General features: G+C 58.2%; 23 protein-coding genes and 1 pseudogene. 9 read left to right on the top strand and 15 right to left on the bottom strand.

Features of this window, described 5'->3' with window-relative positions:
* Positions 1 to 24 precede the first annotated feature (24 nt).
* The 3 genes from NLM31_RS12900 (at position 25) to NLM31_RS12890 (ending at position 6,640) form a co-directional block, all read left to right on the top strand.
* A complete protein-coding gene (locus tag NLM31_RS12900) occupies positions 25 to 4,101 on the top strand; it encodes a caspase family protein (protein WP_254192449.1) in 4,077 nt (1,358 codons plus the stop codon).
* A gap of 450 nt (positions 4,102 to 4,551) precedes the next feature.
* Positions 4,552 to 5,457 carry a hypothetical protein gene (locus tag NLM31_RS12895; RefSeq protein WP_254192448.1) on the top strand — a complete coding sequence of 302 codons (906 nt, stop codon included), beginning with the start codon at positions 4,552 to 4,554 and terminating at the stop codon, positions 5,455 to 5,457.
* Position 5,458: 1 nt separating this feature from the next.
* On the top strand, positions 5,459 to 6,640 hold the full coding sequence (locus NLM31_RS12890) for a CpXC domain-containing protein (RefSeq protein WP_254192447.1): 1,182 nt from the start codon (positions 5,459 to 5,461) through the stop codon (positions 6,638 to 6,640).
* Here the strand turns inward: NLM31_RS12890 and NLM31_RS12885 are convergent.
* From NLM31_RS12885 to NLM31_RS12865, 5 genes are all read right to left on the bottom strand, one after another.
* Entirely contained in the window at positions 6,637 to 6,984 is a 348-nt protein-coding gene (locus tag NLM31_RS12885; RefSeq protein WP_254192446.1) for a hypothetical protein, read from the bottom strand. The two genes, NLM31_RS12890 and NLM31_RS12885, sit on opposite strands and share 4 nt — an antisense overlap.
* Positions 6,985 to 7,014: 30 nt before the next feature.
* A complete protein-coding gene (locus tag NLM31_RS12880) occupies positions 7,015 to 7,272 on the bottom strand; it encodes a hypothetical protein (RefSeq protein ID WP_254192445.1) in 258 nt (85 codons plus the stop codon).
* The gene (locus tag NLM31_RS12875) at positions 7,269 to 8,351 is read right to left on the bottom strand and encodes a hypothetical protein (RefSeq protein ID WP_254192444.1); all 1,083 of its coding nucleotides are present in this window, start codon (positions 8,349 to 8,351) and stop codon (positions 7,269 to 7,271) included. The genes NLM31_RS12880 and NLM31_RS12875 overlap by 4 nt, the downstream gene beginning before the upstream one ends.
* 45 nt (positions 8,352 to 8,396) lie before the next feature.
* The gene (locus NLM31_RS12870; RefSeq protein WP_254192443.1) at positions 8,397 to 12,023 is read right to left on the bottom strand and encodes a hypothetical protein; all 3,627 of its coding nucleotides are present in this window, start codon (positions 12,021 to 12,023) and stop codon (positions 8,397 to 8,399) included.
* Positions 12,024 to 12,094: 71 nt separating this feature from the next.
* Positions 12,095 to 12,418 (bottom strand): hypothetical protein, encoded by a 324-nt coding sequence (locus NLM31_RS12865; RefSeq protein ID WP_254192442.1) that lies wholly within the window; start codon positions 12,416 to 12,418, stop codon positions 12,095 to 12,097.
* Between the two features lie 497 nt (positions 12,419 to 12,915).
* Here NLM31_RS12865 and NLM31_RS12860 point away from each other — a divergent pair, with 497 nt between their 5' ends.
* A complete protein-coding gene (locus tag NLM31_RS12860; RefSeq protein ID WP_254192441.1) occupies positions 12,916 to 13,200 on the top strand; it encodes a DNA -binding domain-containing protein in 285 nt (94 codons plus the stop codon).
* Positions 13,201 to 13,366: 166 nt separating this feature from the next.
* Here the strand turns inward: NLM31_RS12860 and NLM31_RS43425 are convergent.
* Positions 13,367 to 13,861 (bottom strand): annotated as a pseudogene (locus NLM31_RS43425) (tyrosine-type recombinase/integrase); the annotation flags it as partial.
* Between the two features lie 277 nt (positions 13,862 to 14,138).
* On the opposite strand from NLM31_RS43425, the gene NLM31_RS12850 reads away from it, so the two are divergent.
* Both NLM31_RS12850 and NLM31_RS12845 read left to right on the top strand, forming a co-directional pair.
* Positions 14,139 to 14,909 carry a glycosyltransferase family 32 protein gene (locus NLM31_RS12850; protein ID WP_254192439.1) on the top strand — a complete coding sequence of 257 codons (771 nt, stop codon included), beginning with the start codon at positions 14,139 to 14,141 and terminating at the stop codon, positions 14,907 to 14,909.
* 206 nt (positions 14,910 to 15,115) lie between these two features.
* Entirely contained in the window at positions 15,116 to 15,433 is a 318-nt protein-coding gene (locus NLM31_RS12845) for a hypothetical protein (RefSeq protein WP_254192438.1), read from the top strand.
* A 37-nt stretch (positions 15,434 to 15,470) separates the two neighbouring features.
* Here the strand turns inward: NLM31_RS12845 and NLM31_RS12840 are convergent, their stop codons facing one another.
* From NLM31_RS12840 to NLM31_RS12825, 4 genes are all read right to left on the bottom strand, one after another.
* Entirely contained in the window at positions 15,471 to 16,364 is an 894-nt protein-coding gene (locus NLM31_RS12840; RefSeq protein WP_254192437.1) for an ArdC family protein, read from the bottom strand.
* 385 nt (positions 16,365 to 16,749) lie between these two features.
* The gene (locus NLM31_RS12835) at positions 16,750 to 17,661 is read right to left on the bottom strand and encodes a plasmid partitioning protein RepB C-terminal domain-containing protein (RefSeq protein ID WP_254192436.1); all 912 of its coding nucleotides are present in this window, start codon (positions 17,659 to 17,661) and stop codon (positions 16,750 to 16,752) included.
* Entirely contained in the window at positions 17,658 to 18,542 is an 885-nt protein-coding gene (locus tag NLM31_RS12830; protein WP_254192435.1) for a plasmid partitioning protein RepB C-terminal domain-containing protein, read from the bottom strand. Before NLM31_RS12830 ends, NLM31_RS12835 begins: the two co-directional genes overlap by 4 nt.
* On the bottom strand, positions 18,539 to 20,104 hold the full coding sequence (locus NLM31_RS12825; RefSeq protein WP_309143686.1) for a recombinase family protein: 1,566 nt from the start codon (positions 20,102 to 20,104) through the stop codon (positions 18,539 to 18,541). Before NLM31_RS12825 ends, NLM31_RS12830 begins: the two co-directional genes overlap by 4 nt.
* Positions 20,105 to 20,184: 80 nt before the next feature.
* Between NLM31_RS12825 and NLM31_RS12820 the strand changes: the two genes are divergently transcribed.
* Positions 20,185 to 20,565, top strand: a complete 381-nt coding sequence (locus NLM31_RS12820) for a hypothetical protein (RefSeq protein ID WP_254192433.1) — start codon at positions 20,185 to 20,187, stop codon at positions 20,563 to 20,565.
* 307 nt (positions 20,566 to 20,872) lie between these two features.
* Here the strand turns inward: NLM31_RS12820 and NLM31_RS12815 are convergent, their stop codons facing one another.
* Positions 20,873 to 21,784 (bottom strand): hypothetical protein, encoded by a 912-nt coding sequence (locus NLM31_RS12815; protein WP_254192432.1) that lies wholly within the window; start codon positions 21,782 to 21,784, stop codon positions 20,873 to 20,875.
* 167 nt (positions 21,785 to 21,951) lie between these two features.
* A complete protein-coding gene (locus NLM31_RS12810; RefSeq protein WP_254192431.1) occupies positions 21,952 to 22,428 on the bottom strand; it encodes a hypothetical protein in 477 nt (158 codons plus the stop codon).
* Positions 22,429 to 22,663: 235 nt separating this feature from the next.
* On the opposite strand from NLM31_RS12810, the gene NLM31_RS12805 reads away from it, so the two are divergent.
* A complete protein-coding gene (locus NLM31_RS12805; RefSeq protein WP_254192430.1) occupies positions 22,664 to 22,843 on the top strand; it encodes a hypothetical protein in 180 nt (59 codons plus the stop codon).
* Between the two features lie 68 nt (positions 22,844 to 22,911).
* Here NLM31_RS12805 and NLM31_RS12800 read toward each other — a convergent pair whose 3' ends face one another.
* Positions 22,912 to 23,388: a hypothetical protein gene (locus NLM31_RS12800; protein WP_254192429.1), complete on the bottom strand. Its 477-nt coding sequence runs from the start codon at positions 23,386 to 23,388 to the stop codon at positions 22,912 to 22,914.
* Positions 23,389 to 23,825: 437 nt separating this feature from the next.
* On the opposite strand from NLM31_RS12800, the gene NLM31_RS12795 reads away from it, so the two are divergent.
* Positions 23,826 to 24,170: a hypothetical protein gene (locus tag NLM31_RS12795; RefSeq protein ID WP_254192428.1), complete on the top strand. Its 345-nt coding sequence runs from the start codon at positions 23,826 to 23,828 to the stop codon at positions 24,168 to 24,170.
* A gap of 18 nt (positions 24,171 to 24,188) precedes the next feature.
* On the opposite strand, the gene NLM31_RS12790 is transcribed toward NLM31_RS12795, so the two are convergent.
* Positions 24,189 to 24,428: a hypothetical protein gene (locus NLM31_RS12790; RefSeq protein ID WP_254192427.1), complete on the bottom strand. Its 240-nt coding sequence runs from the start codon at positions 24,426 to 24,428 to the stop codon at positions 24,189 to 24,191.
* Positions 24,429 to 24,439: 11 nt separating this feature from the next.
* Positions 24,440 to 24,745: a hypothetical protein gene (locus NLM31_RS12785; protein WP_254192426.1), complete on the bottom strand. Its 306-nt coding sequence runs from the start codon at positions 24,743 to 24,745 to the stop codon at positions 24,440 to 24,442.
* Positions 24,746 to 24,955 lie beyond the last annotated feature (210 nt).

Raw genomic sequence — 24,955 nt, 5'->3', positions numbered from 1 at the left:
GCACAACCTGAGAGTATTTGGGCCATGGAAGAATTTGGCGTCTTGCTGATCGCAGTGGACGACTATCCTGAGCCGCCCGGCGCATTGCAGTCCAGCGCGAACGCGGATCGGTTGGCAAAACTCATTGTAGGTGAGCGCGGGGGTAAACTTGTGGACCGGGTGGTCGCAACCTCGAGCGCTGAGATCCTGACGGCCCTCAAACGATGGTCGCGCCGGCAGGACGATCCACCACGATCGACGATCATTTATCTCGTTGGTCACGGTACAGACGACGGGATGGACCATCAGTTCATGCTGCCGCCCGAGGGTCGGTTAGACGACATTTTGACAGGGACCCTCTGGAACGTCTTTGCAGAGGACTGGAATATCCGGCAAACCGATCCGCGTTGCTGGACATTGTTTATTCTCGATTGCTGCGGGGCCAATATCGGTCTCATCAATTTGCAAGCCCAACTCAGCCAGCGAGCTTATCGATATCCGCATCGATTGGGGATGTGGCCGACCTCGTCGAGCGGCGCGAGCAACAGCGGTCGGTTCGTTGACGCCTTCGCTCGGACGTTGACCGAATTCAACGAAAACAATGCTGTGATTCCACTGACTGAAGTTTTCCGGAAGATGTTGGCCGAACTCGGCGATCTTCAACCCCATGGCTTCCTGCCTCAGGAGGCCGTTCTGAATAATCCTCAACGGCTCTCCGCGCCGCTAGTGATCAATCTGGATGACTACGGCGAGCTGAAGCGCGTCATCGCAGAACTGCCCAGTGAATTGCGCGTCCATTTTTTGAACAAGGCGCAGGGCACGGAGACTGCAGACTTTGATTGGTACTTCGAGGGGCGTAGCGCAGAGACCAATATCCTTTGCTCGTGGCTTCGCGACGCGCCCTCCGGCATGCGCGTCGTCACTGGTGCTCCCGGCTCCGGTAAATCGGCGTTGCTGGGCCATATCAGCGTTCTGGCGAACGACCGTCTGGTCGAGGCCTACGCGGCGACCAACCTGGCTCCGGAACTTCGGAATGGACCACGTCCACCATCGAACGTTTTTGATGCATCCATACATCTTACGGGTAAGACCGTGGCAGACGTATTGGACAGCATCTACAGGCAAGTCGGCCAACCACGGGACGCTCAGGACACGGCGGTAAGTATTGATCAGCCTTTCATACCGCGGGAGTTATGGTCCGGATCACTCAATGATTTAGTTCGCCATCTGGAAGGACAGCATCGCCGCATCACATTGCTCGCGGATGCGCTGGACGAAGCACAGGAACCTGAGCCGATAGCCCGTTTGTTGGCCGCGCTTGCGCGCAGCGGCTTTACGAGGGTGCTCGTTGGCACGCGCAAATCGCTTGAAGAAGGGCTCGACAAACCATTTAATCCGGACGCCAATGGGCTGATCGAGGCACTTGAGGCGGGACCAGACGAGATCATCGCCATCGATAGCGATTCGGACGCGACACGACGGTATGTTCTGCACCGGCTCGGCGCTAAGCGATCGCCATATGTCAATCAAGCGCAAACGGTCGATACGCTGGCAAGCAAGATTGCCGCTCGCGATCAGCCCTTTCTGTTTGCCAGGCTTGCGACGTCTGAACTTCTTGCACGCACAGCCCTCCCCCTCGATGATCCCGAACTGATGGGGATGCTCGATGGCGGACATGCCGGTATCTTCGAAACCGCAGTCCGGCGGATCGAAGCATCCGAACCGAATGCTGCCGCCATGTTGCGGGCGCTTGCTTTCGGGCGTGGGCGCGGGTTTCCCGAGACCGGCGGCACATGGGTTGCCGTTGCGCGGGCTCTCACCAAGGATGTTCCTCTTCCAGATAATGCCGTGCGGCGCGCGATCGAAATTGCGGCTCCCTACATTACGCTCGATGCGGAGGCTGGTCAGAGTACCTACCGGCTCGCCCATCAAACCTTTGTCGAACACTACCGACAGATTTACGCCGACAGCGTTTCGATCGAAAGCGACATCGCCGCCGCGCTGTTGAAGCTTGTCGAAGGCAGCGGTGGTTGGGCGGTGGCCAATTATTATTGCGTTCGATATCTCCCCGCGCATCTCGAGCACGGTATGAACGCGGATGGCCTCGACCGGCTGACAACAGATCCGGGCTGGCTAAGGCGCGCCATCAATTTACTTGGGGTTGATCGTACCATCAACGCGATCGCGGGTGATGACCTGCCCATTTCAGCGGTCGCCACCGCAGTACAGAAAGCGTTGCGGCGAAGCCGCGTTGCGCTGAGCTGGGACTCAAGTGAGCTCGCCGGTCAAATGCAGGCTCGTCTTCGAGACGACAAACAACCGCGGCTTGCCGAACTCGGGACGGCACTGGCCGCCGAAAGCCCAACCCCGACTTTGCTCATGACGCGGGGTTATCTCGACTATATCGCGGACCTCGAAACGACGTATGGTCTTGTCGGCAAGGTTCGCGCTCTCGCCTTTGGGCAGCTGGAAGACCACGTACTACTGCTCGCAATCGGTGTCGAGACCCAGATTTATCTGTGGAATCCACTCAAGGGAGCCGACGATGTTCGCATCATCGCCAACGACGATCGTCGCATCAACGCGCTTGCATTCGGTGAGGTCGATGGGCGTCAGGTGCTGGTGGTGGCTTCCTGGTATGACGGTCAAGTCGCAGTCATTCGAGACGCCAGTTCTGGTGAGCAAACGGGGCCAGACCTAAGGCTTTCAGCTTATGTTGACTCGGTCGCGGTAGGTCTCCTTGGTGGGCGCCCCGCGATCGTTGCGTCAGGTCATGGCGCTGTCGAGGCGTGGGACTATCGTACCCTCGCTTCGATTCAGCTTCCGCCACTATTGCACCCAGTCCGGGCCGTCTTTGAACATGAAGGCCGCGTCGTCGCATGTGTAGCGGCTACCGTTGATAGTGTGACCATTGCCTGGTGCGCCGATGTGGCAACCGGACGGTCTATCTGGCCTACACCGATGCCCCTCGACGGCGAGCTTGGCGTCGTTGCCGCGGGATACAATGCGCGGGAGGGACTCATTCTCGCCGGGTCAGTTGATCGCAAGTCAGTCGTTGTGTGGTCCCCGAAAGAGCCGCGCGAGCTATATCGCATCCCTGGGCTCTTTATCGACACGGACATTAGAGGACTCGCTGTTGCGGATGTGGACTCATTGTTCAAGCAGACGGTCGTTGCGGTTGCGCCTGATTATGATCAAACCACGCTCGTCCAGCTGTGTCAGGTCGAAGACGTTCACCCGATGCGGGAGTTCGATGACGTTGGGCGGTGGCACGGTCCGGAAATAAGGTCTGTCTTCGTATCCCCAACAGGCGCTGTTCTGGCGCTGACCGACCGGCCGCTTCGTGTCTGGAATTTGGATCCCGGCGATCATGGTGATCCGCTCGATCTCGATCAATCCACGATCGCTTTTGCGCTCACAGGACGCCACGATAGCCGCACAGCGTTCCTCTCCAGCGATGGAAAGGCCTTGTGGCAACCTCCCCGCCCGGAAGCGTTGACCGAAACACTTGATGTTCGGACTGCTAAGCCAAAAGATTGGCCGCGTACAGCACTAGCCTGGGGTCAGTTGGATGACACCGGCATCGTCGCCATTGGATCGTTGGAAGGCGCGGTCTGGATATGGAAGGTAAACTCGACGCGGCCGAGGCCCGGCCCGCTCGGTGGCTCAGCGGCCATGAAACTCAAGCGGACTATTTCGCTGATCCGGAAAAAGGGAGGCGCGGGGCCAGTTGAATCACTAGCCATCGGTTTCTATCCTGGATCCGGCGACGTCGTAGCCGTAGTGAGCGACGGTCGCATCAAAATATTCTCGCTAGCCGACGGCCGAGAGCTGCCGAATCCGGCCACAGACGCAAAAGTGGTGACTGCTGTTGCTTTAGGACGGCTGCGAGGCGAGGACGTGATGGTGACCGGTTCGAAGGGCGGCATCCTTGCGGTATGGGCTCTGGGCTCCGGCAAGCGCATCGCGGGACTGACTCTCGACAACGGAATTGACCGAGTTTGGGTCGTGCGGGGAACGGACTCGATAGCCGTTCTGGCACGGAGTAAGATCTACACTGTGGATCTTTTTCAAGCTGATCCATTCTCGACGCGGCCTGCCGCCGCTTCAACCGCCGTTTGATGCAATATGGCGGGTTCGGCGCCGTCGGCGAAGAGTCCACCTCGGATGTGCAGGGTCAGAACGTTCAAAGGCATGATGATCTCAAGTGCGCAGCGCATCGCCCCGCTGAAATGGCACCCGGGCCGCGTGAGCATAGCGACGTCCTCGCGAAAGCGGGGACGGCACGCGGGACGAGTGTAGCGACGAGACCGGTCCCTTGCGGCACCCGGGAACGGGGCAGTGATAGCGGTCGCCGCAGGCGAGCCCCTTTTCCGAGTGGCCCCGGCGAGGAGCACCTTATGCCTTGCGCGAGGGATCGTTACCCGCAGGGCCGAGACAGTTGGCTCGGTGAGCTGGCTCATAGAGCCCGGTCCGCAAAGCGGACGCGGTCGGCAAAACGGGAAGATTCAACTGGCGACTGTCAGGCTGCCTTGTTACACTTTCGCGGACAAACGTTTTCCGGTTGGCGCGATGACATTCGGTCTCCTCGAAACGGTTTTGGAATGGGGTGCGAAGAAAGGACTCGAGGGCGTCCTGAAGTCGTTGACGCCAAGCGAGCTCTCATCCCGGCTGAAATCAACGATCAAGAGCTGGGTCGAATCGCTGCCCCCGGACTTCGACATCGAGCCAGACGCAGTTCTGCGCCTGCGCGACATCAGTGCCGGTCCCGCGCGCAAACTGATATCCCAGCGTATGACGGATGGCCGGTTACCCACGCGAGACGAGTGGCTCGATGCCGTCACGGAATGGTGGAACGCTGCCGACAAAGGCGCCGATATGCAGCCCTTCTTTCGGCTATCGGATTCAGATGTTCTGCCACACCTTCGGGACTTGGCGGCGCGTCTCAATGATGTCTGCCAAACCGACAAACAGATGTGTCTTGGCGTCTTTGTAAGAGCTGCCGAATGGCGGCAGCTTGAAGATTACCGAAACACCTCGGACCAACCCAACGCCCTCCTGTTTATCAATGAGGTCATCGAGCCGCCTAATTATAAGGAGTCGTATGAAATCGACTTTCACGCGCACAATCCGACCCAGGATGAAGTCCTGATCAATCGTTTGCGCATCGAAGTGCAAGAGGCACGCAAAATCGATCTGCACCGCATCGTTACGCCGGGGCACCCGGGGACGCGCTACAGTTTCGTTGCGCACCTGACCGCAAGCAGCCCGACTTCCCAGCTTATCCCGATGGGCAGCGGTCACCGGGAATTTCGTCTTACCGCCCGTGGAGGAAGCGACCTCTTCTCGGTGACGGTGAGCGGCGATCCCGGTTACGATTACTTTGTCAGGCTCGTCGCGAACGAAACAAATCTCCGAAGCAATCAGCGTACTGTCATCAAGACGCCTGAACTCTGCCTGACCTTCGCTGGAGTGTGATGTGGACGCAAAGGAAGCCCGTGACAGGGTGCGCGCGCTGTTTGAAACCGCGATCACTTCATCCTATGACACGAACGAGGTGGTATCCGCCTTCTGGGTCTGTCGGGGTCCGCTCGCCAAGCTCGAACGCGACACGCATCCCGCGGGTCATCTTGATTCTGTGAAGAAGGCTTGTCAGCTCATAACTAAAGCTGATGTCCGCCCGTTCCTTGAAGGCACCGCAGCGGTCGATCAGGAGCGCGACGTTATCGCGAAGGCTGCCGAGCAGCTTCAGCAGCCAGGCCTTCGTGATCTGGCAAGCCTTTTTCGGATGTTCCTTGCCGTGGTGGCCGATCGCATGGAAGAACCTCCAGAGCCAAGCCACTGCAAATTTAACGTCAAGAATCTGACCTGCAATTCCTGCGGCTATGTCGGCCCGCACAGGTTCTGGCATTTCGTCAACACCACTCTGCGGCCGGAGCTGGAAGAGCTCGCCAGGACCGGCGCACTCTGCGAGGGACCGAGATGCACCATGTGTGACGAGCCTTTCGAAGCCATGCCCTTCTTTTATTGTAATCCTGGGCGCGAGGAATTCATCGCTTACTGGCCGCGTGATGATGACGCGGGCGCGGAGCCATGGGCTGAAAGATCGCTTGAATATATCGAAGAACTGCCGCCCGCATTCAAAGGAGGCAAGACGGAGTTCGGCATCGTTCTGGGTATGCCAGTGGCGCTCTATGTCGAGAATTTTGTCGGTGCCGTGACTGTCGTCCGCGACAAGGATCAGTTCGTTTCTACTGTTAGTGAGCCAGTCAATTTGTATGTAGAACACTACGATCTAGCGGATATGCAGGCCTACTTCGATGGAAAGTCCGCGGCGCAGCGGGAAGACTGGAAGGCAGCGGCAGGAGGTTTCGCCAAAGCATTTTTGCTGAATCAAGGCGGCGTCAACAGGCTTGAAATGCTATCGGGCTGCCTCAAGAGTTTGGGCCGGCATGACGATGCGAAGTTGATTGAGGACGAGTCTGCAAGACTGCGCGAGCGGCTGGTGACGGAACATGTCACCGTGAGAATTGGGCGTCCAAGCATCCATTGGTCCGGAGATTTCAATAAGCAGCTCAAGATTCTCCAACAGGGCCTGCCTTCGGACTGGGGATTTTCTGCGCTTCTCGATCGCGTCCGCGAGATCAGTCGAGGCAATTAAGTCACCTCTTCTGGATCGTTGGGCGTCTGCTTCGACAGCAAGGGTTTGCTCCTGTTGGCAACAAGAACCCCCTCGTAAGGCAGGTCCCACCTTTCCGTACTTCGCGCGAAGAGCACAGCGGGTCGGCCTTCACTTGCGTCGAGAGCCCGGTTGGCAAGTCGCTCCAGTGATTGCTTGAGTTGAGGTCGGAGCTGCTCGGGAAAAAGGTAAAACCCGACACGCGCCTTGTGCTTTTGTGATGGCTGGATCTGCATCGAGTTGACATGTTCCGGGTCGCGATAGCTATTTTGGACCAGCTTGCGCAATTGGCCGACGAGAAGAGGCTGCAGGTCAATGCGGGTCATCCTGGTGAAGTTCGACAAACACGAACGCAATCACTGCACGATGCCGACCTGGCCACGGCGATGCTGGAGCACCACATAGCCCACCAGCTTTGTAAGCTGAGGGCCGGTCGCCATTAGTACCGCGTAGCCTTCCAGCTTCGCAGCTTGCGGGCCACTTGCGTTAAGAACCGCATAGCCTTCCAGTTTTGCTGCGCTTTCCGTACTGGCGCCCATGGCCATACCCGTAAATCCGCCGAACAGCAGAATCGCCAACGAAAAAGCGCGAAGAAATTCAGCCACGAATTTCAAGGCAGTGACTCAATGCCAAGATTGAAACCGCTCGCGATATCGCTGAGGCTCCATGCGCTGCTGGTGTGCGGGTTCGTTGCCCAGATTTGATTGCTGTAGCTGGCAAATGACGTTGTCGGCGCAACTGAACCGGTTACGTTGTCACTGCCGTCAATCGTGCGTATCAACCATTCGAAATGCAGTGGACCGGATGTGCCAACTAGGGTACGTGCTTCCTGCACCACTGCCTTGACATTCCAGGCGCCATTGGGAGCAGAGGTTGGTGTTGTCCATTCGGTCAAGGCGTTGTTGGATGATGTGCCGATGCTTGTGGCATCGTTTATGACGCCTTTGTTGATGTTCCCTACCGTGCTGGGCGTCCAGGCCTGGGTATTGCCCGCAGCGACCGGGTAGAGTGTCCAGAGTGACATGCCGCGCGTATCTTCATCGGCGATAATAATTTCTGACCAGTAGCCAGAGCTGGTGTTGGTGCCGGCAATATCGGCCTGATTTAATTGCGTCGCTGAATCCGTGCATGGATTACCGGTGTAATTAATGACCTGCGCACCACTTAAATATAACTGTACCCCGCCTGAACCAGAGCATGTGTAGTTTACATATAGATCAATGGGTATAGGTCCCCCGGAAGCAAATGTGCTGCTTGCCGTCGCCAGATCGGTGAGAGTACCAGCCGCATTTCGTGTGGATATTTTGAGCTGCCCTGCGGTTCCAGTTTCTCTTACGACGATACGCGATACGCCATCCGGGCTGCGGACAAGTATAGTCTGTTGGTTTGCAGTCGTTGTATTACCGCTGGAGTTTACCTGAGCATGTAACCATAAGTTCGATGTTGCCGTAAAAGTTGGTGTCGTAGCGCGGTTTGCCGGAGGATCGGCCACAGTGGCGCTGTTAGTAATATTTACGGCTGCGCGTGCGAAGTTACTCCGCCAACCCGTGAATGTTGAGCCTGCGGCGCTGCCGTTGAGCGTAAACCCCGTATCCTCACCCGAAGCAAACAGGATGGTTGCCGTGGCCGGAGAAGGTTGGCCGATCGTAAAAGTAAAGAGAGAAAGGGTGCCAAGAAGCAGGAGCTTTTTCATGGTCTGATCTCCGTCAGATGAAAGTGGGGGAGCTAATAATCTTCATCATTGTCTGATCCCTGCCAGCGTTATGGCGATGTCCGACAATGTCGCATCAGGTGAGGCCGGGAAGGCAAATTCCACCATGTCGCCTGCCGCCAGGCTGACATTCGATGAAAAGGTGAAAGTACAGCTGGTCCCGGATGCCGCCCAGACAGCCGTTCCTATCCCTGTGGTGACGCCGCTGCTGATTTTGTTCAGCGTCACGGTGGTTGAGGCGGTGGCGGCGGTTTTCGCCAGGCATTGTGAGCTTGTAAGTGAGGCCGGTAATTGAATGGCGCGTGGCAGGATAATGCGCGCGATTGCGCTGGCAGTCTGTGTGCCCGGCATGAAGATCGGCAAGTCATATGGCACATTTTCCCATTGCGCGGCGGATGCGCCCTCACGGACCATTTGATATTGCGTGCCACCGGAGGGCAACCCGCTGGCGCCCGCCGTGCCGATGGCTGTCCAGGCCGAGCTGCTGCAATAGTAAACCGTGCCACTGCTGTAACGTAGGGCGCCATCATTGACGCCCGCTGTACAAGTTGCACTTGACGAACCGATCTGTACTTCCCCGTTATAAACATGCAGAAGGCTCATCGGCGTCGTCGTTCCAATACCGACATTGCCGCCGCTGAAGGTCGCGGCGTAGCCCGTTCCACCGTTGGTGACTTTCAGTACCGTGCCGGAGGCACTGGCGTAGGATTGCGTGAGCGACAGGATCGAGGATGTATCCGTGCACGTCCCCGCCGTCTGCGTGCAATTCGAGGACAGCTTCGCAAGATCGCCGGAAATGGTGTAGGTCCCGCTCGCGTTGTTGACCGTATTTGCGCGCGCCAGATAGAGGAAGTTGCCGCTGTCCGTAACACCAGCCGCGCCGGTCTGGGTGCGGGTTGGCTCGATATCGATATATTTTCCGGTGAAGCCCGTAAGCGTGCCGCTACTACTGCTATTAGCCTGTACCCCAGATCCTGTCGTGAAACCGCTAGCCTGATTAAGACTTAAGGCTGTATTCCCAAGGCTAGCATTGGCGTAGATCGTACCCGCTATAGTCGTGGTGCCGCCGGAAGACACACTAAAACTGCTTACGCCATTCAATTGTGCATCGATCAGCCTCCCGCTAAACCCCGACCCTGCATTGATGCCAAGGCCGGTGCCGGTTACGGCCCATGCTGTCGAAGTGGTGCCATTGGGTTCGATCAGTAATTGCGGCTTGGAGGTGGTGCCGGTGCCGGATGTGTACCAGTAGCCGCTCAGTTTCATGCCCGGCGTCGAGGCCGCGCTGCCGATGGTCACTTCCTCACCCGCCACCGGCGCTGTGGTGCCGATACCGACATTGCCGCCGATGAAGGTGGCGGCATAACCGGTGCCGCTGTTGGTAATCTTCAGCACCGTGCCGGATGCGCTGGCGTAGGATTGCGTGAGCGACAGGATCGAGGATGTATCCGTGCATGTCCCCGCCGTCTGCGTGCAGTTTGAGGACAGCTTCGCCAGGTCACCGGAGATGGTGTAGGTGCCGCTCGCGTTGTTGACCGTATTTGCGCGCGCCAGATAGAGGAAGTTGCCGCTGTCGGTAACGCCGGCTGCTCCGGTTTGCGTGCGGGCCGGCGCGATATTCAGATAAGCACCGCTGAAGGAAGACAAAGTTCCCGTGTTGCTATCATTAGCTCGAAGGACAGAAGCCACTGTCATTGCAGATGACCCTGAAGAATTGAAATTGGTACTAGTTGTTGATGCAGCGCTGAACGCGTTAGCCGAAACCGTCTGGCTGGCAGTCGCATTGCCATTTTTGTCAACATAAAACTCCTCAGTTCCATTCGTCTGCAGGTCGAGCAAATTGCCCGTAAACCCTGACCCTGCATTGACGCCAAGGCCCGTGCCTGCCGTGCTCCATGCCGTTGAGGTCGCGCCGTTGGGCTCGATCAGCAATTGCGGTTTGGTGGTGGTGGCGGTGCCGCTCTTGTACCAATTGCCGCTCAGCTTCAGGCCCGGCGTGGAGGCCGCGCTACCAATGGTCAGTTCTTCACCCGCCACCGGTGCGGTGGTGCCGACACCGACATAGCCACCCGCAATATTAAGCGTGCTGGTGCCGATTACGGTCGATCCCGTATTCTGGAAATACGCCACCTGTCCGGCTGTACTGCTCGTCACGGTGCCAGAACCGCCGCCGCCAGCGCCTGCGGTGCCGATCGCCGTCCAGTTCGCACTATTGCAGTAGTAGGCTGTGCCCGCGCTGTATCGCAGGGCTCCCGCGGTGTTGCCGGTACAGCTTGCGCTGCTGGAGCCGATCTGCACTTCGCCATTGTTGAGATGCAGCATGCTCATCGGATTCGTCGTACCAATACCGACATTGCCTGGGCTGGTGGCGCTGCCGATGCTGGTGCCGTAAATCAGGTTGCCGATGTTGAGGAAGTTGTTGGTACCGGCGGCCGGCGTATCAACATTGCTGCTGGTGCCGATCAGGATATTACCGCTGCCGCCCACCAATGTCGTGCTGGCGACCTGATTACCGATAATTGTGTCATTGCTGCCGGTTACGTTTGTACCGGCCGCAAAACCCAGCACCGTATCGCTGAAGCCCGTGCCGCCGGCACTCATGGCGTTGCCGCCGATGACCACATCCGTCGAATTGCCCTTGGTGCCGTAGCCGATGGCCACCACCAGAGTAGAGCTTGAACCCGTCACATCCGCGTTGGTACCAAGCAGCGTATTCTGTGAACCGGACGCCAAAGTTGGGCCGACATTCTGACCCATCAAGGTGTTGTAGTTACCCGTCAGAAGCGCCGACGCCGCATTTTGACCGATACAGACGTTGTTGCCGCCGGTTGTCAGCACAACGCACGATGCCTGGCCGATCGCCGTGTTCGATCCGCCGCTACTGATATCCAGCATCGAGCTGAACCCGACGGCGGTATTGTTGCTTGACGAATAGGTCACGAAGTTTCCGAACATCGCGCCTTCGCCGAGCGCCGTATTGCCACTGCCCGTCACATTTCCATTCAGCGCATCATGGCCGAAGGCATCGTTGTAGCTGCCGGTTGTGTTATTAAGCAATGCGTTCCAGCCAACAGCGACGTTATTAACGCCTGTAGTATTGGCCCACAACGTGTCGTAGCCGATCGCCACCATCTGGTTACCGCTGGTCAGATGCGACAAAGTCTGGTTACCGATGGCAACGTTATGCACCGCCGCCGTTGTCATCGTGCTAAGCCCCAGGGATTGATAACCGATGGCAATGTTGCTGTAGGCTGCCGATGTCGTTTGGCTCGCGAGCGCCGAACTGCCGATGGCGAGCGAGGCACCGGCTGTCGAGTCTGAGGATGGGAAAGAAATAGCATTCTGGCCACCGATCTTAACCGCCCCGGCGGTGGCCGAGCTGGTGCCGATATAAAGGCTGCCATATCCGATGGTGAGGTTGGGATTGACGTAGGTCAGTCCGCTGTCACCCGCCAAAGCGCCACCGCTGTTATATTGGACTTGCGTGTTTGATCCGCCCGCGGTCGCACTGATCCCCTGCGTCTGCCACACATTCGAGACGCATTTCAGGATGTTGCCGTTTGCATCGGGCCAGCCGTACTGCATGTTGGTGCCGTCGCATGCAGCTCCCGCCGTTCCGACCGAATAGCCGGGGCGGCTTGCGTACTGAGCCATGGATATCGTCGGATGCAATGCGAACGACAAGCTGAGGAGAACGACTGCCGCGCACCGCGCGTTGCGCCATATCATTCAGCCTTATCGAGGCTAACATTTCGCCAGCTCGTTCCGTCGCAAAGTTGCAGGTGCTTGTCGGCGTACCGGATGGAGCCCGCGTTCTTGTCTGCGCATCCGACGCCGGATGAACCGAGTTTGAGCTCGCCCTGATAGACGTCGAGATGCGCCACCGGATTGGCGGTGCCGATTCCGACGCAGCAATGGTTGGCACCCGAGAAGATCATGCCCCCAAGCGGATCGGTCTTAGGCTGATTGACTTTCGGCTGATCGGCAAGCGTGGCGCTAGGAGCAGCGAGAGCCAGCACAACAGAGAGGACGCACACAGAACGCTTCACAAGAACTCCCTTCCGGAAAGCTCGGAAAGACACCGGGAAGAGAACCTTCCACTGGCGAGCACGGGAGTTCAGAAATCGTGATAGCACGATTGCGACGGCCTTTGGCCGTGAGGCTTGGACATCCAAGGACATTGCTCACGCAATATCCTCGCCGCCGCCTCCCGGCCCATAGGGTCGAAAGGCAGCGTTGTATCGGCAACGCAAAACACCGGCTATCAAGAGGTTCTGACACCCCGAAGGCAGGCTTTCTCTGCCCTCACCTCGACACTGCCACCGCCGTTTGGCCGGTCAATGCTGTTGTGTTTGTGCCGTTGGGACCGTGACTAAGTGCACTTCGATCAGGTCGCAAATCGAATCAATTCAACATTTTTCGCCTCCCTAGACCGCTGGGCGCTCAGGCGTGGTGCTCCAGGCGCACCACGTGGTGCGTAAATAGGTACTAGACGGTCGGTCGCTTTTTCCCATTTGTCGGGCCGATCAACTCTTAGGAGGTCGTCATGCCGAAGCCGCCGCTCGACCCGGATGTCGCCGATATAGCGCCGGTCGATAGAATACTGACGCCTTATGATTTCGAGCACATAACTACCTATCTGCGGCTGCTGGACGCCGACGCCGAGGGTGCCGATTGGCGGGAGATGGCTCGGATCGTGTTGCAGATCGATCCTGAACATGAGTGGCAACGCGCGCGGCGAGCCTACGAGAGCCACTTAGCCCGCGCCAAATGGATGACAGAACATGGCTACAGGACTCTCTTGCGCGGCGAAGTGCCGAGCCTGAATTGAACGCGCGCCAAATCGAGGAGGCCAGGCCAACAATTCCGCTGATCGGCCTTGGATACCCCGACTTCCACATTCGCTCCGCAAGGTGATGCTCGTCAGGACCGCACACATCGCAATAGATTGCGGTCGTTTTCGGTGAAGCGTGGCCAAGCCATCGCTGGATGAGATGCTGCGGGACCAGATTGGCGGTCGCGTTGATGCCGAAGCTGTGGCGCAGCCCTTTGGGCATTGCGGCCGTCCGGCTTACATCGGCCCGGGCCATAAGCTCTTTGATGCGTCGCCATGCGGTCGTCCTGCTCCAGCACCACAAGCGCCGCCCGGCCTCGATGGGATCGCGCTGGCGGCGGCGGATGTCGAACCTACGATCAAGGTCCCGAACCAAGCTTGGAGGCAGCGGCACCTGCCGCACAATCCCGGCTTTACGACGCTTCAGCGTGTGGATGGAGGCGACGCAGCTATCGAGATCGATAGAGGCAGGTGTAAGGGCGAGAATTTCGGAGATCCGGGCGCCGCTGAAAAATAGCGTCAGGCAGAACAAGCGCACCTCGGCATTCGCGTGCCCGGCGGCTTTTGCAAATCGCCGCCGTTCGGCGGCATTGAGGTATTTACGGCCGCCAGAGGCGCTGTAGAGGCTGAGCTCGATGCGGTTTGGATACTCGTGCATGGCAACCTCGGTTGAAACCGTAAGGCCCGAATTGTTGCACGAGGTATCCCCTTCTTTTTGCTGCGAGAGCGCGTGCATGAGGCGAATTGCCGCGGAACTCTAGCCTGCTTCAAACGCTTATTTCAACGGGCTTTTTCGTCACCCGAAACAATTCGGGCCTTTCCGTTTCACCGCAAAATCGAGAATTGATGCTGCCGCGCACGGCCAACGCGACCCGCGCAAGCGGCGGAGTTTGGTTCGGCTTGCCGCCCGGTATGTCAGCACGGGATGCATTCAGGTGTTGGGAAACATCCTGAAGGTGTTCTTTCATCTGGACATTTTTCTCAGGCCGCACAGACGCTACCGCATACCCGCGCAGTCGCCACCGCTTCTGCCGCCCCGCGCACCGAGGCGGATACCTCGCATCGTATGGCTGACCAACTATACAAGCGACGTGACGCTTCCGATTTACGTCAATTATCTGTTCAATCGCTATCTCGCGCCGACCCATGAATTCAGATTCTGCGATGACGCAGAATGCGAAGCCTTCGTCCGCAGCAGCCACCCGGAACTCGCCGAGACGTATTTGAGTCTTCAGATCGGCGCGGCCAAGGCGGACTTCTGGCGCGTTCTCGTGTTGCTCACCCATGGAGGAATTTATCTGGACGTCGATGCGGCGTTTTCCTGGCCGCCTGAATATCTGCTGAGCGCCGATCAATCCGAACTGTTCGTGCGCGCGAAGGATGGACGGTTGACCAACTACTTTCTTGCCGCCGAACCCGCCCATCCCGTACTCACCGCTGCCGTCGGCAAGATGGTGGAGAACATTGTGTCCGGCACCATCGCCAGCGTTTACGACATGACCGGACCTACCGTGATCGACCATGTAGCGGCGAATTCTCCGGTACGGATCGAGCCGTTCCGGTCGGTGTCCCGGCAAGGGCAGTTCACAAGAAAATCCTTTCAGTACCCGGACAGGCTGAAAGGCTACTGGGCGCGTGAAGAGGAAAAGGGGCCGATCGTGATCAAGGCTTCAGTTTCGCAGGAAGTCGAGCGGACTGGAAGCTGAAACGCGGACGGAAGCAGCGCGCTCGATGAGCGGCGGTGCGCCCCCGCAACTTCAAGGCAACCAACATTTTCGGAAAGCCGGTCGCGTGCACCAATACAGTCGATTGAGCAAGACTACCGAACATTTCCAAACTGACCGATTTTGGTGTCGGTCTGCGTTCGGTAAGTTGAGCCCCAGTCCATCTGCGTGCCGCCGGGAGATCGTCCATGAGCAGCTTCACCCGAGCCGTCAATATCGGCCTCTTTGTTGTCCTGAGCGTGCGGGCGCTGTTCTATTTTGCGATTGGTGGGCTCATGCTCGCCTTCGCGGCATGGCTGGTGCTGCCCTCCGGTAGTTCATGGGTACTGGATGTGATCGCAGCCCTGATCGGCTGGAAGGGTCTTGAGGTGGTCGGCATGGGGCTTGAGCAGTTTGCAGCGCATGCGGACCGTAATCGGCAGATGGTCGCTGCGGCCCATGCCCACAGGCAGCAAGGCCTGCCGATGCGGCGCGAGCGCGGCTTTGATCCCCGGCACCACAGGTGAGCAGGGGCGTTCGGCCTGCGGACCGAACGCCCCGCCCTCAGGCCGCTGCCGCGTCCTTGTTCTGAAATGCATGCAGGAAGTCGGCGGCGCGTTGCGCATGTGAGGAGGCGGTGAAGATCGCGCGTTTGTCGTTCTTCAGCGCCTTGATCCAAGAGGCGATATAGGAGGCGTGATCCTCCCTCACCTCCGGAGTAAGGCCGAGATCGGCGCAGAGAAAGGCGGCCCCAAGCTCCGCCACCAATTCCTCAATCGCATAGCCTTCATCACCGAAGCGCTTGCGCCCGAAGTCGCGATTGAGGCGCTTCTCGTGGCGGGTCCAGTGCGTGCATTCATGAGCGAGCGTCGCGTAATAGCTGACGACATCCTCAAAGAATTCGATGCAGGGCATATGGATGTTATCGGTCGAAGGCACATAGCAGGCGCGGCTTCCGCCGTGAACGATAGCGGCACCCGTCGCCGCAAAGAACGCATCGGCATGCGCAATACGCTGCACCGGATCGGGTGGTTGTTGCGGCTGGCCATAGTAGTGCGCCGGAAGTCCCTCGATCTGCTCGACGTTGAAAACCGTGTAGCCTTTCATAAAGGGAATGGCGCGTTCGGCTTCTTCGCCGGTCTCCTTATTGGTGTCCTTGCGGATCATGCGGTCGGCGTAGACGACAAGGGTGCCGATCTCGCCCTTGCGTACATGGGCGCCGAGCTGGCCCGCCTGCTTGAAGGTCATCCAGATGGGGGCGCCATAGCCGTGATCGATGGCGGCGGACCACAGGACAAGGACATTGATGCCTTGATAGGGGATGCCGTTGCCGCGCAGGGGCCGCGTGATGCGGCCGTTGGCATGTTCGGCTTTCCACGGCTGATGCCAAGGTCGCACGCCTTTCTCAAGAGCGGTGACGATCTGGCCGGTGATCTTCTGATGGATGTCGGCTTTCATTTGGGCCTTCCTAATTGCCGGTTGCGCATGCAACCGGAACTAGGCCAGCGCCAATGAGCGGGGGTTGGCCGTCACAGCCCGGAAAACGAGCGGGGCTGGTGCGGGCCGGAGCCGAGCGCAGCGAGGTGACTACACGGCCCGCCGTTTTCCGCCCCACGCCGTCGTGGGGCTTGGGCTTGACGGCCTGGGGGCCGCAGGCCCCAAAAAGATGAGCTCCGCAAGCCCTCACCTAATCGATCTGGTACGTCCAACCATCGCGTCTACGCGAAGGATCGTCACCTGAAAGGGTCGAGACCTTGCGGATCGGACGCTAATCAATCTCCGCTCATCAACCTCACGACGCACCGGTAGGTTTGCCAGAAGCATAACGCATGAGCGCCGTGGGTCATCGCGCCGTGGACTCCGGGACAGGATGATCGAGCGAAGTCACGGAAACGATTGCCTTGAACTCCTCAAGGATCTCCGGGTGATTTTGATCGAGGTAGCGCTCGACTTTCCGGTTGGCAATCAGTTTCGATATGTAGCCGGACGCGATCACCAGATGCAGAACGTCCTCTCCGTAGGAGGCTTCGACGGCTTTGAAGTCCTGTTGAAGCGTGCTCATTTCGCGTTCCATCCGCGCCAGTTGCTCGGGCGTCATGCCATCGATCCGCTTTACCCTCTCGGGCTTCGCGAGATCGGCCTGTTTCGTCGCAGCGAGAAGCGCCCGCGCATAACCGACGGTGAAGTTCGACGCCGATAGCATCAGTTCCGCGACTTCGATCTGACGCATCAAACCCATTTTGCGCATCACATCGAAAGTCACCGTGCTGACCATCTTATCCTTCAGCATCTCGATGACTTCGGGACTGATCCCGTCCAGCATGGCTCGCCGCCGCTTGATGTGACCGATATTGACATCGAGCGCTTTCGCCAGCTTCTCTTCCGAAACGCCCCGCGCAAGCGCTCGCACGATCATGAAGTATTCTTGAATGGTCGCGAGGTGATTGATGCGCTTGTTATAGGTGAAGGTCTCATCGTCATGCGCCAGAATGCAGCGGGCTGACGTTTCGCCGCGATCCATGAGAGCCGTGCGGCGCCAATGGCCGTCGAGCAGCAGATATTTCCCGTTCTCGTCAGGGTGCTTCGAGAGGACCAGCGGCTCGATCAATCCGACTTCAGCAATCGATTGGGCCACTCTTTTGTACCGGACCAGCCTTTTGGTGTCGTCGGAGACCTGCTTGAGCGGCAGGATCGAATCAAAGGGCAGGACGATGATGTTTTGCTCAAAGGCTATCCGGACATCGGCCGTGCTCATGGCTGTCCTCCTGCCCCGTGGAGCCGCTCGGCGATGGGGCGCGGCAGCGTATGCAATTCTTCCCCCTGCAACAGCTTGATGAACGGGGCCTCTCCCATCAGCATTCGCAGGGCGTTGACGGCGAAGAGCAGGCGGCCTTGGGCGAGCCCAGCCTTTTTCACGAGCAGTTTCTGCCGATCCGCTTCTTTCTTGTAGGCGCGCACAAGGGCTCCCGAGGTTACCCGCTTTGCCTGTTGCCGCGGCCCCGTTGGGGTCTTTGCCTTGCCGAGCAGGTTACGTTGTTCAATGATCTTGCGGATTGCGAGGACCTGATTGCCCGGAATCGCATTAGCCTCATAGGCTTCGGCAAGTGCCTTTTGGACGTCGCCGTCCTTAGCCTTTGCAATCTCCATGGCAATGCTGTGAGGAATGAGCCCTCTGTCGACCGCGGCCAATAGCCGTTGCTCACCATTCTCCAGGAGGGAGCAGATTGCGTAGACATACTCCGTGCTGAAGTCGATCTTGGCCGCAATCTGCCCAATCGAATAGCCACGCTTCTTGAGATTGCCGATCTCAGAGACCAGCTCTAGGGGGGAATGATGCCGCCGCGCGAGGTTTTCGACGAGGCTCATCACAAAGCAATCTTCTTCGGAAGCTTCGATAACGATTGCAGGTATTTCGGTTTGACCCAGCGCAATAAAGGCTTCTAGTCTGCCTTGGCCGCAGACGAGGTCAAACCCATGGCCATTGCGGCGGCTGACCGTGATCGGTTTCTTGAGGCCAAGATGGGCAATGCTCGTTACAAGCTCGCTGAAGATCCGCTTGTTGCGCGATCGAGGGTTGAGGACCCTGATGTCCGCCACGGGAACTTTGACGATTTCCGGAGCCGTTTCGTCGCTCATGCGGCAACTCCTAGTTCGTTGCGCGCGCTAAGTCCAAAGAGCGCGTCGAGATCATCGAAGCGATAGGCGTCCAGGTAAATACCGTTCTCTTCCGCGAGCCTGAGCCTGTCGGCCGACATGTCGATGCTGGGCAGGAGGTAGTAGTCGAGAATCTCTTTGTTCTCTCCGTCCATTCGGATGGCGATAGTGATGTCGGGGCGCAGGCTCGTATCGAGCCTGAGCTTCCATCGCAGAAAGCCAGCCGGGGTATGCAGGCAGCGGGCAATAACGATCGAGGCCGTAAATTCACCGTTGATCGTCAAAATGTCCGTTAGCTCATCGAACTCGACCGTCCCGCCGGCGTCGCGTATTCCCGCCATCGCTTTTTCAAGCACATCCGGGAACATGGTCCGAAGGGCACGGTTGGTTTCGATATACTGATAATCTCGCCCCGGATCGTAACCAACGAGCTGATACGCCCGGATAAGGCTGCCGAACCGCGTCCGATAGACGGAGCTGGAAGGCATCTCGTCCATCTCGTCGATAACAAGGCCAGAAAGGTGCCCTTTCTGCTTCAGAAGCGTTGTTAGCCTCTCCAGCATTTCTTCGTTGGTCAACCGCTTGCTGCGCTCCTCGACAATGCGCCTGGCGGCCAGGAAGAAGTCGCTGTCGATGACCGCATCAAACACATGATCGGCCCGTACCCACCTATCCGGCGGATTGATCACACGCGCCTGCTTCAGCTTGAAAGAAACGCGGTTATAGACGTTGTTGCCCACATATTTTTCGTTGGTGAGGATCTGGTGAATTGTCCCGCGGGTCCAGGGGCGACCAAACTCGTTCGGAATACCTTCCGAATTGAGCATGGCGGCAATCTCGGCTTCAGATTTGAGCTGGAGGACGAAGCACCTGTAGATGCGCCGCACCAGCTCGACCTCCTGCGGCGGTCCCGGCTTTAGAATGACCCGATCCGTTTGCAGGCTCTTGTATTCGCCGCGCCCAAGATCTGCCTTCGGCGTCCGGTGTTCGTCGATCAGTTGCCGCCTCAGACCATATCCGGGGGTGCCACCCTGCCGGAAGCCAAGGCCAATCAGCCGGCACTGGCCGGCGAATACCTTGGCCGACAGTTCCCGGCTGTACTCGCCGGCCATCGCCCGCTTCATACTTTTTATTATTGTGGATGAGAGGCTTCCATCGTTCTCGAACTGCTCGGCGCAATACTGGACCCGAATGCCCGCTTCTTTGCAGGTGTATTCGTAGTAAGCGCTCTCATCAGCGTCGGGGAAGCGACCCCACCGGCTCACGTCATAGACCAGCACGACGCTAAAGTCGGTACGGCGGTTTCTGACGTCGTCGATCAGTTGCTTCAGGGCATCGCGTCCCTCGATCCGCAATCCGCTGCGGCCTTCGTCGGCATAAGTGCGGACGATCGTAAGATTGTGGCGCGCGGCATAAGCGGCTATCGCGTCCTTCTGGTTCTCCGTGGAATATTTTTGGTGGTCTGTAGACATGCGCACATATTGCGCTGCCCGTGCCGGGCCTTTGGGTGGCTCTTCGGCAATTGCTTGTCTTGCACGTCGCACGGAAAACTACTCGGTCATGGATCAACCTGAATTCGGGTCGAACCTCGCGGATAGCTCAGCGTACCCAAGGGAGGACTGGAATGTCGCTTCCGAAAAAGGACCGAAAAATTCAGTCCGTTTCAGGAAACCCTCATCCTGACGGAGGGACCGACCTCGGAAGCGCGGAATTCTCACGCGAGATTGCAGAGGCTCTGCATAAGGAGTTTGGCGACACCCATGCCGCCATTAAGACGGTCGTAGCTTTGACGAAAGCCAACGAGCGCGCTGTGAAGAACTGGTTCTCGGCCAAGAACGGGCCAACGGGCCGACACTTGGTTGATCTCGTGCGGGTCTCGGATGAGGTGTTGGAAGCCGTCCTGCGCATGTCCGGCCGGAGCGATTTGATCCTTGCGAAGAAGCTCGGCGATTCAAAGCAGACGCTGATTAAGATGCTCTCTCTTATAGGCGAACTCCAAGGCTAGTCGATCAGGCTCTCGTCTGGCGGCTCTCAGTCGTTTGCGAAAGCTCATGCTGCCCCTAGGACGAAGATCGTAGATTGGCATCTAATCATTTTTCTCGGCTCACAGAGTAGATGGCTAGGCAGCAGGGTGATCGGGACCGGGTACAAAGAGCCCACGCCTCCGTCACTCGGTCCGCTTGAACGGCATTGGCTCGCGCGAAGGATCGTTACCCGGAGGGCGGAGACCTCGTGGCTCCGCGTCATCCGCCCATGCGGTGGCGTAGAGCCTGACCGGTCCAACCGGGCGCCCAAAGAAACGCAACTCGGTGCTAGGCCCGTTTGCGAGGTTTCTGCTGATCGCCAATCAAGGATCTGAGTTGATCGAGTGTGAGCGGTATAGCCTGCCGATGCACCATGCGATGGCAATTGGCGCAAAGGACATCGACATCCTCGACGGTTTTCAGCCGAACTGAATCGTCCGCCATCTGACGTTTGTGATGCACCTCGATATAGCCTTCGCCGATATCACCGTAGAAGTCGGCGAAGTTGAAGCCGCATGCCAGGCAGTTGGTGCCGTAGTGAGCCTTTGCGGCCCTCACCAGCTTTGAGTTGCGCGCAAAATACGTCATTTCGCGCGAGGCTCGCTGCCCTTCCTGAAACTCGCTCTGATCGATGTCGTCAGAACCGCGAACCAGCTCGTCTTTGCGTAGCAGTTCAAAGCTTTCTAGAAACCGCTCATAGTTCGGATTATTTGCCGGATAGAAGACGCAGCGTTGCCCGATGAAGCCTCTGTCCGTGATCTTGGTCTTCCGTGGTACGACAAGATCGCGCGCGGTGACGGGTATCAGGTGCGCGTCCTTCGACGAGGCCTCGAAATAATACTCCCACTTTCCACGAATGGAATCTCTTCTTGGCTTCTTCGGCTCATGATAGACGGTTGCATTTTCGTACCAGCCGACTACGCGCAGCTTATTGCTCTGCTCGTCGACCGCACAAAAGATGACAGTCACTCCATCGACCGATTGATCCGCTGCCTCGGCTCCCAGTTTGCGGAGATCGAAATTCTGACCACGGTTCTCGACGAATCCGTATACTGACCCGTTCTCGTCGGCAAAGTTCAGCCGTTCGAGTGCGAGATCGTGGGCGGCGGGATACCTCATATTACCCGCATAAATGGGCTCGTCCTTGGATCTGTATTCTTCGGCCCAGACGAGCCGGCAGAGCATGATTTTTTCGGCCATGATTTCGGATACCGAACGCTTGAAAGGGTCAAAGAAAGGCAGTGCGATACAGGATTATTGCCGGCCCCGCGCGCAATATATGCGGCTCGCGCAACTTGCACATTTATCCACCACACCTCAAGCACGAATGATGTTGCGTTGCGCCACAGGTGGCGGATCGAACCAGGTTAGTGGTCTGGATACTCTTCAAGAACAATCTTCTCCTCGAACCGGTAGTGGCGGATGCGGGCCTTGCCGTAACGCATAGTGGCGCCGTCCAGCACAAGAAAGCGGAAGCGCCCGGCGAGCAGCATCTGCATGACGGGGCCCAGGACATCGGCTGTCATTGAGAAGCCGCCGGTGAGCCTCCCTCCATGCAGATCCAGGTACCCAACACCAAGCGGATGCTGCTCAGCCTTCGCTTCGACCCGGGACGGCGGTACATCGGGCATGAAGGTCAGCTCGGCCAATGCTGCCTTGGCCTTTAGCTTGCTGGGCAGCAACACCTCCGCTCGAACCTGCATATGGCGAAAGTCGCTGTAGGGCCGATCGTCATAGCGGGGATCGTTCACACCAAAGCTGTAGCTCCAGTCCCAATCCCTGATCTCGAGGATATAGCAGGAGACTGCATCTTCCGGCCGGGCGTGGCGCTTTGGCTTGCGCATGGCAATGGCTCCTCGGCGATGAGAGGATCATAGCGCGCCAATTGGCCAAACTCTGGATCCGATCGTGAACCGCACCACGCGTCCTGCTCCGGCCGTTTCGCACCGGCATCGGCTCAAGGGCGCAAGCGCTCGGCGCTCATCCGCTTCGCTACTGCCCTCCGGGTGCGCCCGCCTCCTCCGTCGCATCGGCCTCCGTCCAAGGCCGCGATTGGCGCGGCCAGCGATGGAGAGACCAATGCCAGACTGGACAATCGACGAACTCATGCATCTGACCCGCGAGGAGCTGTGCAATCTCGCTACCGAACTTGAGCAGGGGCTATCCCAACACGAAGCCGGCACGGTTGGGCGTACCAAGGCGCTCGTCAGTCTCGACAGCATCCGGCGGGCGATGCTCCGGCGGGGATTTCACCGGTGATCGGCTCGCAAAAAAGCCCCGGCCGAAGGATCGACCGGGGCCTTGCTCCTGCTTCGTCAGCGGCCGCGTTAACCGCGAAACGCTTCCATGCGGCGTGAACCGTTTCGTCCGCGTCCAGGCTTCTTGGATGGCCGCTTCGGGGTCCGCACCATCTCAGCCTTGGCTTCGAGCAGCTCGGAAATGACGGTGTCGGGAACCGTGAGCAGGAGCTTGCTCTGCTCCCCGCCGGCGAAATCCTTCCATTTGAGCCGCGTCTTATAGGGCTTCGCTGGATTGAAGCTTTCGGTCGGCTCGAAGGTTTCGACCCGGAAGGGGATCGCCCGGTTCACCGCGACACTGTCCTCCGCGAACAAATGCAGTTCGTGCTCGGTGGCAAACTCCTGCACCGTCTGTTCCGTGAGAACGATATCGCGGTTGAGTAGCACGAGGCGCGCCTTGAACTCCTTCTCCGGCTTGAACTCCGGATTGGCCGCGGGATCGAACGGCTCGACAAACGCGACCTGTTCGACCGGGACCAGTCTCTTACCGATGGTAACGACTTTCATGATGACTTCCTTTCGCTTGGGTTGATCGAGAGGTAACGCTAGCGAAACGACGTCACCAACAGGACCGAAAGGATTGGGAATCGAGGCGTAGCCATCGAGAACGTTTGGGAATCAAATTGCGAAATCGGAATCATTCGGAATGGATCGCATCCGCTCGCGAGCGGTGTGCTCTCGCCTTTGCATACGATCGTCTCTTAATCGGAATGATCTGGAACGTTTTGCGATGCAGCATTTTATGTTTGCTTTACACCTACCAAAAAAAGACAATGACGCTCGTCAATCGGCGTTTTGGTTAGCCGAGGACGAGCAAAATTGAAGGGGGTTACCTATTTTTGGCAGGCGACCAAAAGTGCTGCCAGTGAGGTACAAGCGATCGCTCCCGACTCAAAGTCCTTCGCGACCGTGAAGGATGTCTCAACAGCAATCAGGGAGGATACATGCCGCCAGACGCCGCCCCTCACAAGAACCATCTTCACCTCGCAGATGACATCCTAGAGGGCGCGGAAGCGATCGCCGATTTCCTGTTTTGCGGGACCAGCGATCATGAACGAGGCCGCAATCGCCGGAAGGTCTACTACCTTGCCGAGAACTGTCAGCTTCCGTTCTTTAGGCTCGGCGCGATCCTTTGTGTGCGCAAGTCCGTGCTGCTTGATTTCATCGCCTCACAGGAAGTGCGCGTGGTGCCGCCGCGCGAATATCGCCGCCGGGTACGGCATGGCGGGATAACCGCTCGGGACGATCTGGAGCAGGGTGGGAAGACGGGCACAGGCACGGGATCGTAAACTGCCCGGCTGAACGCTTCAGCGTGAATGCTCGCGCCTGCGCTCCTCCTCCCGACCCGAATGCTCGCGCTGGCGCTCTTCGTCTTGGGCTATATGTCGGCAAACCATCTCGTACCATTTGTAGCCGTCGAAATATGCGATCTCGCCGCCTCCGCCATTGATGTAGTGGGCCCAGGCCTGCCCGCGCTCTACCTCGGCGCGCTGGTCACCGGTGAGGCCATGAATCCGCTCGCCGGTTGCTGTTAACGGCTCCCACATCACTCATCTCCTCAGAACGGAACATCATCATCGTCGGTGACGGTTTCAGCAAAGGGCTTGTACTTCCAGAGTCCAAAGCTGGCATCGACGAGCAAGTGAGAACCAAAACCATCTTCCGGCACCTGCTTCATCAATGCCGCCGTAATCTTGAGTCCGAAGCGCCGGGCCTTAACCGCCTTTTTCGACGTCGGCTGCTCCGGATCATACGCAGGCGTTTGCCTGAGCAGAGCGCAGACAGCGCGGCCGATCTGTTGATAACCCTCGAGCTCGGCCAGCTTCGCGGTCGCGCGCCCGCGCCGATTGTGTTTCCGGTTCATGATGACAGCCCCTTATGCGACTTGCGGTCACGGATGAAGGTAGCGGCCCTAAGCTGGGATGCATTAGAGAAGATGCGCAGTATGTGGTAATCGGTGGTAGCTGAGAAGATCAGCTCGTGCGCCGCTTTGACTGCCATCCACCAAACAACGCGGTAAAGCCGGCGCTTAGTGTACATTACTCAATCGCGCATCAGTCCGTCAGAGACTTCA

Source organism: Bradyrhizobium sp. CCGUVB4N (genome assembly GCF_024199945.1).
GTDB lineage: Bacteria > Pseudomonadota > Alphaproteobacteria > Rhizobiales > Xanthobacteraceae > Bradyrhizobium.
Note: the sequence above shows the minus strand (reverse complement) of the source record. Positions and strands in the feature narration are given on the sequence as shown.

What these genes read in the sequence shown, in the direction of transcription:
- NLM31_RS12900 (WP_254192449.1), top strand. Translation starts at nt 25, where the DNA reads ATGGAAGAATTTGGCGTCTTGCTGATCGCAGTGGACGACTATCCTGAG.
- NLM31_RS12895 (WP_254192448.1), top strand. Translation starts at nt 4,552, where the DNA reads ATGACATTCGGTCTCCTCGAAACGGTTTTGGAATGGGGTGCGAAGAAA.
- NLM31_RS12885 (WP_254192446.1), bottom strand. Translation starts at nt 6,984, where the DNA reads ATGACCCGCATTGACCTGCAGCCTCTTCTCGTCGGCCAATTGCGCAAG.
- NLM31_RS12875 (WP_254192444.1), bottom strand. Translation starts at nt 8,351, where the DNA reads ATGAAAAAGCTCCTGCTTCTTGGCACCCTTTCTCTCTTTACTTTTACG.
- NLM31_RS12870 (WP_254192443.1), bottom strand. Translation starts at nt 12,023, where the DNA reads ATGGCTCAGTACGCAAGCCGCCCCGGCTATTCGGTCGGAACGGCGGGA.
- NLM31_RS12860 (WP_254192441.1), top strand. Translation starts at nt 12,916, where the DNA reads ATGCCGAAGCCGCCGCTCGACCCGGATGTCGCCGATATAGCGCCGGTC.
- NLM31_RS12845 (WP_254192438.1), top strand. Translation starts at nt 15,116, where the DNA reads ATGAGCAGCTTCACCCGAGCCGTCAATATCGGCCTCTTTGTTGTCCTG.
- NLM31_RS12840 (WP_254192437.1), bottom strand. Translation starts at nt 16,364, where the DNA reads ATGAAAGCCGACATCCATCAGAAGATCACCGGCCAGATCGTCACCGCT.
- NLM31_RS12835 (WP_254192436.1), bottom strand. Translation starts at nt 17,661, where the DNA reads ATGAGCACGGCCGATGTCCGGATAGCCTTTGAGCAAAACATCATCGTC.
- NLM31_RS12830 (WP_254192435.1), bottom strand. Translation starts at nt 18,542, where the DNA reads ATGAGCGACGAAACGGCTCCGGAAATCGTCAAAGTTCCCGTGGCGGAC.
- NLM31_RS12820 (WP_254192433.1), top strand. Translation starts at nt 20,185, where the DNA reads ATGTCGCTTCCGAAAAAGGACCGAAAAATTCAGTCCGTTTCAGGAAAC.
- NLM31_RS12815 (WP_254192432.1), bottom strand. Translation starts at nt 21,784, where the DNA reads ATGGCCGAAAAAATCATGCTCTGCCGGCTCGTCTGGGCCGAAGAATAC.
- NLM31_RS12810 (WP_254192431.1), bottom strand. Translation starts at nt 22,428, where the DNA reads ATGCGCAAGCCAAAGCGCCACGCCCGGCCGGAAGATGCAGTCTCCTGC.
- NLM31_RS12805 (WP_254192430.1), top strand. Translation starts at nt 22,664, where the DNA reads ATGCCAGACTGGACAATCGACGAACTCATGCATCTGACCCGCGAGGAG.
- NLM31_RS12800 (WP_254192429.1), bottom strand. Translation starts at nt 23,388, where the DNA reads ATGAAAGTCGTTACCATCGGTAAGAGACTGGTCCCGGTCGAACAGGTC.
- NLM31_RS12795 (WP_254192428.1), top strand. Translation starts at nt 23,826, where the DNA reads ATGCCGCCAGACGCCGCCCCTCACAAGAACCATCTTCACCTCGCAGAT.
- NLM31_RS12790 (WP_254192427.1), bottom strand. Translation starts at nt 24,428, where the DNA reads ATGTGGGAGCCGTTAACAGCAACCGGCGAGCGGATTCATGGCCTCACC.
- NLM31_RS12785 (WP_254192426.1), bottom strand. Translation starts at nt 24,745, where the DNA reads ATGAACCGGAAACACAATCGGCGCGGGCGCGCGACCGCGAAGCTGGCC.